11 protein-coding genes are annotated in these 15620 nt (G+C 40.9%); 1 reads left to right on the forward strand and 10 read right to left on the reverse strand.

Going from position 1 to position 15620, the window contains the following annotated elements; translation table 11 throughout:
* Positions 1 to 69 precede the first annotated feature (69 nt).
* Positions 70 to 300 (reverse strand): hypothetical protein, encoded by a 231-nt coding sequence (locus ASU00_RS10035; protein ID WP_057913330.1) that lies wholly within the window; start codon positions 298 to 300, stop codon positions 70 to 72.
* Positions 301 to 966: 666 nt separating this feature from the next.
* Between ASU00_RS10035 and ASU00_RS10040 the strand changes: the two genes are divergently transcribed.
* Positions 967 to 1290 carry a hypothetical protein gene (locus ASU00_RS10040; protein ID WP_057913331.1) on the forward strand — a complete coding sequence of 108 codons (324 nt, stop codon included), beginning with the start codon at positions 967 to 969 and terminating at the stop codon, positions 1288 to 1290.
* Between the two features lie 622 nt (positions 1291 to 1912).
* Here ASU00_RS10040 and ASU00_RS10045 read toward each other — a convergent pair.
* The 9 genes from ASU00_RS10045 to ASU00_RS10090 all read right to left on the reverse strand — a co-directional run bounded on the left by ASU00_RS10045 (position 1913) and on the right by ASU00_RS10090 (position 15444).
* On the reverse strand, positions 1913 to 2200 hold the full coding sequence (locus ASU00_RS10045; protein WP_057913332.1) for a DUF5316 domain-containing protein: 288 nt from the start codon (positions 2198 to 2200) through the stop codon (positions 1913 to 1915).
* 955 nt (positions 2201 to 3155) lie between these two features.
* Entirely contained in the window at positions 3156 to 5096 is a 1941-nt protein-coding gene (mutL, locus tag ASU00_RS10050) for a DNA mismatch repair endonuclease MutL (protein ID WP_057913333.1), read from the reverse strand.
* 23 nt (positions 5097 to 5119) lie between these two features.
* Positions 5120 to 7744: a DNA mismatch repair protein MutS gene (mutS, locus tag ASU00_RS10055; protein WP_057913505.1), complete on the reverse strand. Its 2625-nt coding sequence runs from the start codon at positions 7742 to 7744 to the stop codon at positions 5120 to 5122.
* Positions 7745 to 7965: 221 nt separating this feature from the next.
* Positions 7966 to 8505, reverse strand: coding sequence for an outer spore coat protein CotE (locus ASU00_RS10060; protein WP_057913334.1), 540 nt, complete (start codon positions 8503 to 8505; stop codon positions 7966 to 7968).
* Positions 8506 to 8718: 213 nt separating this feature from the next.
* On the reverse strand, positions 8719 to 9147 hold the full coding sequence (locus ASU00_RS10065; protein ID WP_057913335.1) for a YlbF/YmcA family competence regulator: 429 nt from the start codon (positions 9145 to 9147) through the stop codon (positions 8719 to 8721).
* Between the two features lies 1 nt (position 9148).
* Positions 9149 to 10693 (reverse strand): tRNA (N6-isopentenyl adenosine(37)-C2)-methylthiotransferase MiaB, encoded by a 1545-nt coding sequence (gene miaB / locus ASU00_RS10070; protein ID WP_057913336.1) that lies wholly within the window; start codon positions 10691 to 10693, stop codon positions 9149 to 9151.
* Positions 10694 to 11135: 442 nt separating this feature from the next.
* The gene (gene tdh, locus ASU00_RS10075; protein ID WP_057913337.1) at positions 11136 to 12179 is read right to left on the reverse strand and encodes an L-threonine 3-dehydrogenase; all 1044 of its coding nucleotides are present in this window, start codon (positions 12177 to 12179) and stop codon (positions 11136 to 11138) included.
* A gap of 654 nt (positions 12180 to 12833) precedes the next feature.
* On the reverse strand, positions 12834 to 13700 hold the full coding sequence (locus tag ASU00_RS10085) for a 2-oxoacid:ferredoxin oxidoreductase subunit beta (protein WP_057913339.1): 867 nt from the start codon (positions 13698 to 13700) through the stop codon (positions 12834 to 12836).
* Positions 13687 to 15444, reverse strand: a complete 1758-nt coding sequence (locus ASU00_RS10090) for a 2-oxoacid:acceptor oxidoreductase subunit alpha (protein WP_057913340.1) — start codon at positions 15442 to 15444, stop codon at positions 13687 to 13689. Before ASU00_RS10090 ends, ASU00_RS10085 begins: the two co-directional genes overlap by 14 nt.
* Between the last annotated feature and the right edge of the window lie 176 nt (positions 15445 to 15620).

The following is a 15620-nucleotide window of genomic DNA, read 5'->3' on the forward strand; positions in this document are numbered from 1 at the left end:
CTGCCTCAGCAACCTTTTTTTGGAGTTAGCTTGGTAGCTATTCAACCATAATGTCTATTATTTTTCATTTCAATCTACATCAAAAAGATAATCGGATGATTCAGCGCTCTCGAAGTTTTCTTCGGTGATATTTCCTTGATCATTTCTTATTTCTCCCGTTTTCTTCAGTGCATATGTTGAAATATAATAACCTTCAACTGGTAGATCCTCATTATCTATTAATTTCATTTTTCCATCAGAAAAGATATGAATTCGGTTTTCTCCTCCATAATTGATCCGTTCCCCTGTAAAGTTCAACACTTAGAGGTAATCCGTAATTATTCTGCTCGAGACATCTCCCTGGTATAACGGAAACTCTTGGACTTAAAAGGAGGCACCAAGAAATATGTGTCCCTTTTGGCAGTGAAAAGATTGGCAGCGAAATTTAGAAATCTTGATATTCCCCCATACAAAAGATGAACTGGAGAATTTTCTTAGCATCTAACACTCTTAAGTAAAATCACTTATTAAACCAATTTTTGTAGGGTTGGACACCTTAACCCATCTATTTCCATTACTGACTTATTGACCATTGCCCCTGTACATTCTTTTGATAATAAATTGAGATACCAACTCTTATGTAAGTTACACGATGTTTGCCATTATATCCTCCCAATCCCTACGGTTTAGTTCTTCTTTTCTCTTAGGCTTGGATCCGGACTTATTCTGATGGTTTTTTTTTCTAAACGTCTGAATATCTGATTTGGATAAAGGATCAGCTAACTTCAAGTACATAACCTTCATCCACTAATTTGTCTGTAAGGACGCAGGGAGGTATTTAATAATACCCAAAATGACTAAAGAACTATTAATTAATTTAAAAATAAAAAAAGGAATAATACGTGATTATATAGAACTGTTATTCAGGACTTTAGATTCAATATCATTTATTGAACAAAGCCCTAAATAATATTGGAGGTTATAGTGATGAAAAAAGAAGTGATTGCTACAGCTCTGTTATGTTTAACGATGTTATTTAGTTTTGTTGGCTCTTCATTGGCCGCAAGTGAAAAAGGAATTAAATACGAACAAATCAGCGATCTTAATGAACTTTATACAAGAGCTTTAAACGGTGTTTCAGATTTATCTAGTCAACAGGATGATATAGAAAAATTTAAGCTTTCGACACATTCTGTGGAAATATCAGAATTAGAAATTCAATCTCATTCAACTAGTCAATTACTAGAAGTGGAAAATGTGAATGGTCAATTGGTTGAAACATATGCAACTACTACTTTCCATGTTGCTTAAGATATTACTGATAAAATCGCACAACAAAAGCTAGATACTAAGATTCAACCCTTTGCATCAAAAAAAGATGATAAATGGGATTCTACAAAAGGCGTAAAAGCTTATTCGACTATTACTTGGTCTAATGTTTATGATAAAAATCAAGTTAAGCATTTTAAATTAACAAAGGTAACAGGTGGATGGAGCTACAATGGAGCTGGCAACTATGTTTTATCAAATCGCTCGGCTATTGTAGGCCAAGTTGGTCCAGGAAGCTTTGGTTCGACTTCTGGACAATCAAAACAGATTGCTACTGGTTCAAATACCTATTCCTATAATGTACCGTCTAGTTGGAAAGCAGTAATTGCATCTAAGTATACTACATGTGGTGTAAGTACAAACCTAAAAATCAGTAGGGGATCTTCAAGTTGGACTTTAGCATTCCAAAATCACGCAAGTTAAATTTTCCATTTAAGAAAAACAATAATAAAGAGGCTCCCAAATAAGTCCTTTTTCAAGTATTATCACGCATAATTAAAGGGGCAGAAATGTTGTTAAATAAACATTTCTGCTCCTCTCTATTTATTCAATTTTGGCTTAATTATCCTTTTAAGACAGCCCCTTATCTATTTTGAATAACTGTTTATATTAAAATATAAACAGTTAGAGCTGTTAGAAAGTTAGGAAGACCTATTAATAAAAGTCTTGTAGTCAAGAAAACTCTTTCTTTTTTATCTTCTTTCGTTTCAGAAAGTATATTTCTTCCCAATCTATCACCATCTACAAATCCACCAGAAAATAATGCACATAATACTAATACGATTGCAGTAACCCATCCTGTAATTTTGTACATAAGTGTCCAATCATTTGTGAAAACCGATATAAGAAGTGAAATTAAAACGATAACAATACCTAAATAAAAGGATTTCATATACTTTCCCCCTTTAGAAATAAAACACTTTTTTATTAAATTTCTATAATGTTTAAGACAATATTTCAAGTTTTGTATATACTTTTTTCAATTCATGAAATAGAGTTCTTGGTCCAGCTTTATCATCTTTGGCATAAATAAAGAATCGCGAGCAATTGCATGGACTGACAAACTATAATCATGTTATCCGTCCAGTTAGTGCCCATAAATCAATGATAACCAAAAATACAAACAAGCAATGCCATAATCACAATCATAATGGTAAGCCAATCAGTTTTTTTATATTTAAGTGAACAGTGGAAGGAAGATAATATCCTATCTCTTTACAGTTTACTTCTGAAGTATCTTTGTCCGGAAGTGACGCTCTTCTATTCTCCTTTAGATCGCTTAGGTTTTACTTAGTTGATACGATTGCCAGGGGTGTTGTAGATAATCCATCAACTTGTTTTCCCCCTCCTTCCTATATACTAATTATACTAGATTGAACTCTGCTAATTTCCCTAGAATAGCTAAATATTTCTAATATCCTAATGATAAAGCCTCAAGAAAAATAAAAGTAGCAATGTAAAATTTCAAAATAAAATCACCTTCCTGAAATGCTCATATAACTATGTTAAGTCCATACTAAAACTTTCGGATAATCTACATTTCATTTATACGGTTTGTTCAAATATCATTGATAAGGGAATTTTAAAGTGTGCTGAAGGTTTAGAAAATCATTTTGTCGTTTCTGCTTTTGGTAGAGCCAGTCAATCCCAATATGATACACAAGCAGTTTCTTATGATGGTAAGCTATCACATTAGATAAATATTCATGTTACTCAAAATATACAGGGCTCCTCTGCAGAAAACTTTTCAGAAGTTATAGGAAAAAAAAGCATGGACCAATAAAAGTCGTCACTAAACAAAAAAACAATGGAAACCCCCTTTACATCAGGGTTTCCATTGCTTTAAATTACATGACCCGTTTAAACATTTTTTCCATTTCATATATGGAATAGGAGATGATGATGGGCCTTCCGTGTGGGCACGTGAAGGGATCAGTCGAGCTCCTTAGTTCATCGAGCAGTGCTTGTATTTCATCATTGCGCAGATGACGGTTTGCCTTGATGGAGGCTTTGCAGCTCATCATGATGGCTGCTTCTTCGCGCAGTTTTTTGATGTCGACCTTTTTCATCGACAGCAATTGTTCGATCATTTCTTCGAGGATTTCCTGTTCAATTCCTTTCGGGAACCATTGCGGATGTGACCGGACAATGTAGGCGTTGTAGCCAAACTCCTCTAAATAGACGCCGACTTTTTCCAGCTCATGCTGATATTCATTTATTCGGATGCATTGATCTGTTGAAAATTCAAGCGTGATCGGGACGAGCATATCTTGCAGCTCATTTTCGACTTGCCCGACTTTTTCTTTATAATATTCATATTTGATCCGTTCCTGGGCTGCGTGTTGATCGATGATATATAAGCCATTTTCGTTTTGGGCGAATATATACGTTCCATGCATTTGGCCGATTGGGTACATTGGCGGAACTCGGCTTGCCGATTCATCCGCCTCGACTTCTTCCTCTACTGTATAGGTGGTATATTTTTCAGCCGAATCGTAATATGGTTTACTTTCGCCCTCCGGTAAGACCGGGATATAGACGTCCGCCTCCTGCTGCTGATCCTCATTGCTGTAGATTAATTCCTTGAGCGGTTCGAGATTAAAATCTGCAATAAAATTCTCATGATTTTTTTGTTCCTGCTTTTCACGGATCAATGTATCCTTTAACCGCGACGCTTCTTTCTTCGCTTCTTCAAGGACACGCTTGCCGCTCTCCACGACATGGTCCAAATCCAACGTGGTTTGCTCACTTTTCACCTGTTCCGGCTTAGGGGCAGGCGGTGCATACCCACTGGGAATGAGAGATAGCTTTTTAAACGCCGATTTAATCGTTTCCGATACTAAGCTGTACAATTCTTGTTCCTTGCTGAGCCTTACCTCCATTTTGGATGGATGGACGTTGACATCGACAAGTATCGGATCCATTTCGATATTCAGCAAAGCGATTGGAAAGCGGCCAATTGGAAGAAGCGTATGATATCCATCGAGAATCGCCTTCACAAGTGCATAGTTTTTAATGAAACGGCCGTTTATCATGGTTGATATATAATTCCTTGAGGCGCGGGTGATCTCAGGCATCACGATATAGCCAGATAATGTGAAGTCCAAGGAGCTTGCCTGAACGGGTATCATCTTTTTGGCAATATTCGTACCATAAATGGCCGCCAGCACCTGCCTGACATCACCGTTACCATTCGTATGCAGGATACGCTTCTCATTATGTGATAATCGTACCGAAACATCCGGGTGCGAAAGTGCTAGCCTATTGGCGACATCGGTAATATTTCCAAGCTCGGTATGAATGGTTTTCATATATTTCAACCTTGCCGGTGTATTGAAAAATAAATCGGAAACGAGGATATCCGTTCCTTTACGGCTCGACGAAGCCTCAAGCTCCCTAACCATGCCGCCTTCGAGGAGAATACGCGTTCCTGCCCCGTCACCAGTGCTCGTTTTCATCTCGAAGCGGGAAACGGATGCAATACTTGGCATCGCTTCACCACGGAAACCTAGCGTTCGAATTCGGAATAAGTCATTTTCATCTTTTATTTTACTTGTAGCGTGACGTTTAAATGCCGCCTCTACATCATCAGCCAATATCCCATCGCCATTATCGACAATCCGAATCGATCCAAGTCCTGCTTCGACCAATTCAATTTCTATGATGGTACTGTTTGCGTCTATCGCGTTTTCAACAAGTTCCTTAACGACTGAGGCAGGGCGTTCTACAACTTCGCCAGCTGCGATTTTATTCGATAAAGACTCGTCCAGCTGTTTGATTTTCCCCATTTCTATCGCCTCGCTTTATTTTCTCATTTCAATTTTTTATGCAATTTATAAAGGATATTCATCGCCTCCAGTGGCGTCATTTCCAGAATATCAAGAGATTTAATATCATCGAGCACCTTTTTTTCCTTAGATGAGGAAGTCGCTTTCCCTTTAGGAGACTCTTCGCCAAAGAAGGAAAGCTGGGCCTCAGCGGCAGATTCCGCTGCCACTTCGGCAATAGGAGCTTTTACCGGATCAACCGGCTGTTCAGGCATTGCCTTTGCTTGTCCATTTTCTTTCTCTAAATGTGTTAATATCGCTGCCGCCCGCTCAATTAACGGCTTCGGTAAATCAGCAAGCTTGGCCACATGAATTCCGTAGCTTTTATCCGCTGGTCCTTCCTTGATTTTATGAAGGAAAACGACATTTCCATTTTGCTCAATCGCACTGACATGGATATTACTTAACTTAGGTAATTCCGATGCCAAAACGGTCAATTCGTGATAATGCGTTGAAAAAAGGGTTTTTGCCCCTATTTCTTCATGAATATATTCAATGATGGCTTGGGCAAGAGCCATTCCATCATAAGTGGATGTTCCCCGTCCGATTTCATCAAATAATATCAAGCTATTTTCGGTTGCATTCATGATCGCATTTCGCGCTTCAAGCATCTCGACCATGAATGTGCTCTGGCCTGAAATCAAATCATCTGCTGCGCCAATCCTGGTAAATACTTTATCAAATATAGGCAACTCGGCTATGCTTGCCGAAACGAAGCAGCCAATTTGCGCCAATATCGATGTCAACGCAACCTGGCGCATATATGTGCTTTTCCCCGACATATTGGGTCCTGTTATCAAGAGCAGCTCCCGCTCAGGATCCATCATGCAATCATTGGGGACATACTCCTGTGATTGGAGGACTTTCTCCACAACTGGATGACGTCCTTCCTTCAAAACGATTCTCCGACTATCTGAAAAGACAGGCTTCACATAATGACGTTCTTCACTGATTGTTGCAAAGCATTGCAGAACATCCAGTTCACTGACGCCCTTGGCTAACTCCTGTAAACGGGGGATATAGCTTTTAACCTCTTCACGTAGATTAAGGAATAAGTCATATTCCAAACCGATGCTTTTTTCTTCTGCTTGTAAAATCAAAGCTTCCTTTTCTTTTAATTCAGGTGTGATATACCGCTCGGCATTCGTTAACGTTTGCTTCCGTTCATAGCGCCCTTCTTCAAGCAAATGCAAATTGGCCCGAGTGACTTCAATATAATAGCCAAATACACGATTATAGCCGATTTTCAATGATTTGATCCCTGTGCGTTCACGCTCTTGGCGTTCCAGCTGAGCAATCCACGTTTTTCCGTTTCGGCTGGCATCTCTGTATGTATCCAGCTCCTTATGGAAACCATCGTGAATGATATTTCCTTCCTTGACGGACAACGGGGGATTTTCAACGAGCGCAGTTTCCAGCAGATCCGTCACTTCTTCACACGGATCCAACTTGTCGGCAAGAATCGAAATGTCGTGATTGGAGTCCAGCGACTTGACGATTTCACGGATGATCGGCACTTGTTGCAAGGAGCGCTTCAACTGAATCAGGTCCCTTGCATTCACATTACCAAAGGCGACCCTTCCCGCAAGCCGCTCCAAGTCGTATACTTCCTTCAGGCGTTCACGTAAATCCTGCCGTTCAAAGTATTGATTTTTCAAGGTTTCAACAAGGCTTTGTCTTCGCTCGATCTGTTTTTTATTAATGAGCGGCCTATCAATCCATTGCTTCAGCATCCTTCCGCCCATCGCTGTTTTCGTCTCATCAAGCAGCCATAATAATGAACCTTTTTTTCCTTTGGAACGGATGGTTTCGGTCAATTCCAAATTCCGTTTGCTATAATAATCGATTTTCATATATTGGGACGTTTCATAAGCCAGCACCGGCTGTAAATGATCCAGGCTGCGCTTTTGGGTACGATATAGATAATTCAATAAACGGGAGGTGGTTGTAGCTTGTTTTGAATCTTTCAGTTGCTGCAATAAGGAAAGAAACGACTCACTTTCGATCAGGTTATTCTCGATCGATAAGGCTGCAGCGCCCCGTTCTTGGAGCTTCTTCTTCCAATCTTCATTGAAATCATCTGCAATGACCACTTCGCTCGCACCAAGGATCGCAAATTCATTGAGAACTTCTTCGAAACTCTCAATTAAAGTGACCTTATTTTCCCCAGTCGAAAGATCATTGTATCCGAACCCAAATTGACCATCTGGAAAAGAAGTGATGGTCGCAATATAATTATTTTCCTTTTCACGTAGCCCTTTGCTATCCATTTTCGTTCCCGGTGTAATCAGCTGGACCACTTCCCTGCGCACTACACCTTTTGCTTGTTTTGGGTCTTCGGTCTGCTCACATATCGCTACTTTAAACCCTTTTTCTATCAATATATCAATATAGTTAGGAGCCGAGTGATAGGGAATGCCGCACATCGGAATTCGCTCTTCACTTCCACCTTCCCGGCTCGTCAAGGTGATTTCAAGCTCCTGGGAGGCATTCAGTGCATCGTCAAAAAACATCTCATAAAAATCGCCTAAGCGAAAAAATAAAAAGGCATCTTGATACTCTGCCTTAATTTTTAAATATTGCTGTATCATCGGAGTATATCCAGCCATTCCTTCAAAACCTTTCCAAACTTTAATCTGTTTTCTCATTCATGTCCTTCATTATAACATACGCGAAAGCAACATTGCCTGTATTCAAAATTGCATGGAAAATCAATCAGCCAGTAAAAAAATGGACCAAGCCAGCAATAACGGGTAAGCACTTGTCTCCATTCAAAATAAATAAAACCGGATGAAAAATTGTCATCCGGTAGGTAGTTACTTTCTATAATTTATTCGTCTTCGAATTCATCTAAGAAATCCGGATCTAAATCTTCGAATTCCTCATCATCGAAATCACAGCCCCAGTCATCCTCACAGCGGCCATCTGGACTAACGGCGACACAAATTTTCGTTTCGCCGACGACCTCCACAAAGAATTCCCTTTCCACATGGACAATGATTTTTTGTCCGCATGGCGAGATGCAAGCTTCTAAACAATTCGGCTGTTGGACAGCTTTTGCAACGATTTCATGGTCATCAAGGCAATCGGGATCACGGTATTTCAGCGAAATCACGTCGGTATATTGCACCTTTTCAGTTACAACTTCCGTTTTTGAATTATGGTTATAGGAATACCAAACGTTGATTTCGTAGCTGCCGTGAATTTCTACCTTTTTGCCGGCTTTCTTTGCATCGTATTTATGGTTGATGATCCAACAACCTAGAATGCTAGAAGGATGATGAGCCGGGCAAATGGTGTGAGAGGACTTTGTGAATTTACGTCCCTTTGCCACCACCGCTTTAGTAATTATCTCTCTATATTGTGACATGCTAGCGAACCCTCCTCATACAGTTTCCATTCATCCTATGCGTGGTAAAAGTCTAGTGTGCGTAGAATTTTTTATGTTTGGAAACTGCTGTAATGTTTTAAATCTAGGTTATTTTATGCGCATGTTTTGGGATATGTGTCACGAATGGGCGCTGTATAAGGATTCCCGGGGTTAAAAAAAGCCCTTCTATTTATCAGAAGGGCTTCTTGATATTCATGAACAGCTTCCGCCGCCAGCTTGTACCTGTGAACCTGTTTCGCCACGAAGGATATCTCCTTCAGTTGCTTCAATGATCAAGTCCGTCACCTTATTCGATACTTGTGAAGATACCATTTGCAATAAATCATTGACGTCAACTTGCGATTGTTTGAATTGTTGCACGATTGGAAGCTCATCCAATTGTTTTTCCAGCGCATCGATTTTGGCCTGAACTTGGTTATACGCCTTTTCCTTGCCATAATGCTGGAAATTAACCGCCTGTTTTTGCAAGCTCTTGATACTGGCGATCATTTCGCGGATTTTTTGGTTTTCATTGATGTGAGCTTCTGCCCGTTTAAAGAAATCGACTTCTTCTGTGCTGGCAATCATTTCAGCAAGCTCTGCCGCTTTTGTCAGAATGTCATCTTTAGTATATTTCGTCATCTTACTCCACCTCGATTGCCGCTGCTTCTTCGACCATATCTCCATTTAATGACCATGTTTTCGTTCCAGTGATTTTCACTTTCACGATTTGACCGATCGAAGATTTTGGTCCCTTGAAGTTCACGAGCTTATTTTTCGTTGTATAACCTGCTAATACTTCCGCATTCTTCTTGCTTTCACCCTCTACTAGCACTTCAACGATTTGACCGTCATACTCTTTCATTTTCAAGGCGCATGTTTCATTAACGAGAGCATTCAGGCGCTGCAGGCGCTCTTTTTTCACTTCCATCGGTACGTTATCCTGCATTTTAGCAGCCGGTGTCCCTTCGCGTGGGGAATAAATGTACGTGTATGCTGCATCGAAACCGACTTCACGGTATAGAGACATCGTTTCTTCAAAATGCTCTTCCGTTTCATTCGGATAGCCTACAATGATATCTGTCGTTAATGACGCACTTGGAATAGCTTCCTTGATCTTCTTCACTAACTCCAAATACTGTTCACGTGTATATTTACGAGCCATGATTTTAAGTGTTTCCGTACTTCCCGATTGAACAGGAAGGTGGATGTGATCAACAAGATTTCCGCCTTTAGCAAGAACTTCAATCAAGTGATCATCAAAATCACGAGGATGACTCGTCGTAAACCGAATTCGCGGGATGTCGATTTTGCGGATTTCATCCATCAAATCACCGAAACGATATTCGATATCAGTAAAATCTTTTCCATATGCATTGACATTCTGTCCGAGTAAGGTAATTTCTTTGTAGCCCTGAGCGGCTAGATGACGCACTTCCTGGATGATATCTTCAGGTCTGCGGCTTCTTTCCTTCCCTCTTGTGTAAGGGACGATGCAATATGTACAAAACTTGTCACAGCCATACATGATATTGACCCAAGCCTTCGTTTTACCTTTACGTATCTTTGGAAGGTTTTCAATTACATCTCCTTCTTTAGACCAAACCTCGATAACCATTTCCTTGGAAAGATAGGCTTCATTAAGAATTTGCGGCAGACGGTGGATATTATGCGTTCCGAAAATCATATCCACAAAATGGTGTTTTTCCAGAATTCTCTTCACGACTGATTCTTCCTGCGACATACAGCCGCAAACACCAAGCAATAAATCCGGCTTTTCCAACTTCAATGATTTTAGATGTCCCAATTCACCAAACACTTTATTCTCTGCGCCTTCCCTGATCGCACATGTGTTAAGTAAAATGACATTAGCATCATCCACCGTATTTGTCGGCTGATAGCCAAGAGCCGTAAAAATGCCCGCCATCACCTCTGTGTCATGTTCGTTCATTTGGCAGCCGTATGTACGAATGTAAAACTTTTTGCCTTCTCCCATTCCACGAAATGCTTCTGGAATCGCAAAATCATCATGATATTCTACTTCTTCTTTACCTCGCTTTTTCGCATCTTTTAATGAAGGCGGAATATAAACGGCTTGAAAGTATTTGCTATAATCCCTATCGGATTTTTTGTCCGCTGGATTTTCAGCATTCACTTGCTGTGATTCTAATCGTTGTTTCTCGTTCATAGTTATTCTCCTTTCAAAATAGTTAGTTTATTTCTTTCACCAACTATTTCAAGACCTATCTTGTTTCCAATCACTTTTATGCAGCTTTCTTTTTGGAATTACCAGTAATGATTAGTTTTTTAGTGTGATATATCCACATTAACATAGTATAAAGCTTTTAAGAACAAGAAACAATCATTCTGTCATGTCATCTGCAATTGTAAGAAATTCTTCACAAATGGAAATTACCCTATCATGACGAAGCCTGGATTTCCCTCGATTGGACGAATTTTGCTTTTTCTTTAGTAACTTATCGGATGACTTATTTTTTCACAGCTATATCATATGCAGACGATCCGATTTACTCTTGAGTTTGGATGATTTACTCGCGAGTTTGGGCCGCTTACTCTTCATTTGGCTTCCTCGCGAGTGTCACCCGTTTACACGTGAACGTTCTCTCTTTTCAAGGAATCAGGAGCACTTTGCCACATTGGCCTTTGATCATCAAATCAAATCCTTTTTCAAATTCGCTTAGCGAAAAACGATGCGTAATCATCGGTTTTACATCCACCTTCCCGCTTCCAAGTAAACTTGACACCTGCTGCCAGGTTGAAAACATTTTCCTCCCGGTAATTCCTTGGATGGTAAGGCCCTTGAATACTATATCCTCCGTTATATTAAGCATGACGGGTTGAGAGGGCAAACTTAATATTGATATCCTTCCTCCGTTCGCCGCCATCTTAAATCCTTGTTGGATAGCGGCAGGATTACCGCTCATTTCGCAAACTACATCCACCCCATCCGCATTTGTGAGACCTTTCGTTATTTCCAATGGATCCTGGTCAATCGAGTGAATGAGGTGTGTGGCACCCATCTTTTTGGCCAGCTGAAGGCGGTAATCATTAATATCAAGAGCCAACACTTTGTCTGCACCTGCGGCCTTTGCCACAGCCACTGCCATAAGCCCAATCGGTCCACAGCCAATGATGGCCACCGTTTTCCCAAGCACTTCCCCTGCAAGCACGGTATGGACCGCATTCCCCATCGGCTCTTGGATGGTAGCCACATCGTGGGGCATATCACTTGAATTTTTCCATAGGTTCTTGGCGGGCAGGGCGATATACTCCGCAAAGCACCCCTGTGTATCGAGACCGATTATGATTGTGTTTTTACAAACATGAAACTGTCCGGTTAAACATTGCCGGCATCTACCGCAAACGATATGTGTTTCTGCGGATACAAGCTCACCAACTGAAACATTGACCACATTTGCTCCTATTTCCACTACTTCTCCGGAAAATTCATGTCCAAACACATATGGTGGATTCACTCTTCCCTGTGACCACTTATCCCAAGTATATATATGGATATCCGTTCCGCAGATCGAAGCCATATTTACGCGGATTAGAACCTCGTCTACACCGATATCCGGAATATCCACAACTTGCATTTGCGCTCCATAGCCTCGGTGATGTTTGACAATGGCTTTCATTTTTCCTCTCGACATATACATTCCCCCTGAAATAGGGCTGTTCTTTTTATGCACCTTAATATGAAAAGATATGAAAACCTATTTGAAAAAATGCCATAAATGCTTTCGCAACAGCCAGTTCACATTATTTACAGATGATTAGGGGTAATCGTACATTTTTGATAAATCGGACATGTTTTTATAGCATCCTGTCTCCTCTTGAATAAGATATCTTGTACCACAAAAAAACAAACCTAGGAGTGACTTATATGTCATGTAACAATAATTATAATTACCGTAATAATAATAACAACGATAACGATAGGATCGCAGACGATTTTTGTCGTGCTGTGAAGCGTTGTCAAAAACGCGACAACGATCGCGATCGGGACTGCGACCGCGATCGGGACCGCGACCGGGACCGCGACCGGGACTGCGACCGCGACCGTAATCGGGACCGCGACCAACACCATTATCACTATCACAACAACAACAATAACAACAACAGTTGTTGTAGAAGAAACCGTTGCAATTTCTTCTCATTCGGCTGCGGATGTAACCGCAACAATGGCGGATGCAACAACGGTTGGTAAGCTAAAACAAAGAGGTTAGGAAATAACTCTTTGTAAGTGCTTTTCAATTATGTACAAAAAAGGTTCACCCCAATTTAAGGGGTGAACCTTTTTGTTTTTACATAAATTCTGCAACAAGCTTATCAAAATGAGCTTGATCTAACGTTAAGTCTGATTTGTTCAGGGCTTTTTCGGCATAGCCCGGCACCAATTCTTGGTACGAAGGACGTGAAGAGTCTTGATAAATAATACCTGTCACTAGGCTGTCATGTTTCATCAACGTCTGCATCGCCTGTTCTTTATTTGAAGAATCATAGCCTTCAATCGTGTTTAATTTTGTTAAGTTTTGTTTAAACCAATCATACGTATTGATCTTGTTATATGTTACGCAAGGAGAGAAGACATTGATAAAGGAGAAACCTTTATGATTGATACCCGCTTCAATGATCGCCGTCAAGTCCTTCAGGTCAGTGGAAAAGCTCTGGGCGACAAAGGTAGCACCAGCTGATAAGGCTAATTCCATAGGTGAAACAGCTTGCTCGATCGATCCTTCCGGTGTCGACTTCGTTTTAAATCCAGCAGCCGAACGAGGGGAAGTCTGGCCTTTTGTCAAACCATAAATTTGATTATCCATGACGATATACGTAATGTCGATATTACGGCGAATCGCATGGATGGTATGTCCCATCCCGATTGCAAATCCATCTCCGTCGCCACCAGAAGCGATAACGGTCAATTCACGGTTGGCCATTTTCACGCCTTGAGCAATTGGCAGTGAGCGGCCATGGATACCATGGAAACCATATGACTTGATGTAACCTGATATACGGCCTGAACAGCCAATACCGGAAACGACAGCCAAATTCTCTGGCTCCAATCCTACGTTAGCCGCCGCACGCTGCATGGCAGCCTGTACGGAGAAATCACCGCATCCAGGACACCAGTTAGGTTTTACATCATTACGAAACTCTTTAAACGTTGCCATATTCGAACATCTCCTTGCATTGTGTGTGAATTTCATGCGGGAGGAATGGATTGCCATCATACTTTAGGATGCTTTTAATTTTATTGACATGTCCGACATTCATCTTAATGATATTAGCCAATTGTCCAGTCGCATTATTTTCGATGACCACTACCTTTTTAGCCGCTTGCACTAAAGATAGTACTTCATCGGCAGGGAATGGATGAATCAAGCGGATTTGCGCATGATTCACTTTCATGCCATCACTTTCTAATCGGCCTATCGCTTCATCAATCGTCCCGCGTGTGGAGTTAAAACCAAGAATTAACAAATCGGCTTCTTCATGGGGTGTGTTTTTGTATACGGGTGTTTTGAATGTGTTCGTTAAATTATTCAGTTTCCGCATCCGCTTATCCATTTGCACTTTACGATTCAATGCCGTCTCGGAAGGTCTGCCGGTTTCATCATGCTCAACACCTGTAACATGGTGGATCCCATTTTTCATACCAGGTACGACCCGAGGTGAAACCCCATCTTCCGTAACTTCATAACGCTTGAAGTATGACTTGTTTTCAGGCTCTTCAATGTCAAAGTCCACCAATTTACCGCGTCTTATCTCCACTTTGCTGTAATCAAGCGGCTGAACCGTCTGTTTACCTAAAGAAAGCTGTAAGTCCGATAATACGATGACTGGACACTGATATTCCTCGGCGAGGTTGAACGCTTCTGCCGTATCATAAAAAGCTTCCTCAACTGTACTTGGAGCCATGACGATTTTAGGAATTTCACCGTGTGTGCCATAAATCATGGCCATTAAATCGGATTGCTCCTGCTTCGTAGGAAGCCCCGTAGATGGACCACCCCGTTGCGTATCGACAATCACAATCGGTGTTTCGGTAATACCAGCCAAACCGATTGCTTCCATTTTCAATGAAAGGCCAGGGCCAGCTGAAGCCGTGATTGCACGAACACCACCATAGTTTGCTCCTATCGCCATTGTAGCTGCCGCGATTTCATCTTCGGTCTGAATGACCGTCCCGCCCAATTGCGGAAGTTTTTTAATGAGGTATTCCATAATTTCCGAAGCTGGGGTAATTGGGTAGGCTGCCATGAAGCGGCAACCGCCAGCAACTGCGCCCAAAGCGATGGCATCGTTACCGATCATGAACAATCGTTTTTGGCCATCTGCCTTCTCTAGCTCCATTGCACCCAGTTTTTCTCCAAGCAAGACTTCCATTGCCTTGTAGCCAGCAGTAATGGCATCCATATTCTTCTTAACGATTTCTTCACCTTTACGGCCGAAGATTTCATCAACAACATCATTGAATACGGAAATTTCCATTCCTAGAACGGCACATGTCGCACCGATGGCGACCATGTTTTTCATTAGTGAAGTTCCTAGTTCTGCTGCAATTTCAGTGAATGGAACAATATATAATTCTGCCTTTGTATCTTCTGGGCAGACAGGTTTGAATTTTGCATCCGCGATTATGATGCCACCCTCATGTAATTCTTTATAATTGACGTCAATCGTTTCTTGGTCAAAAGCAACTAAGATGTCTAAATCATCAGAGATAGCACGAGTTTCCGTAGTACTGACACGAATTTTGTTATTCGTGTGTCCACCTTTGATTCGAGATGAGAAATGACGGTAGCCATACAAGTAATATCCTAAGCGATTGAGGGCAATACAGAAAATTTCTCCTGTACTTTCAATACCTTCTCCTTGTTGTCCGCCAACTTTCCATGAAAGTTGATTGATCATGTCTTACACTCCTTTAGAACGTTCGTATATAAATGCATTTAAATGCACCCCTCGTCAGAACATCCGATTATGTATAATTAATCGTTCTAATTTAGAAAAGGTGTACTAAACGCTTTCAATTCTATCGGTTAAACCATTAAATTGCAACCTTTTTGATTCTATTTTTTATATTTTCA

It is taken from the genome of Peribacillus muralis, assembly GCF_001439925.1.
Classification (GTDB): Bacteria; Bacillota; Bacilli; order Bacillales; family DSM-1321; genus Peribacillus; species Peribacillus muralis.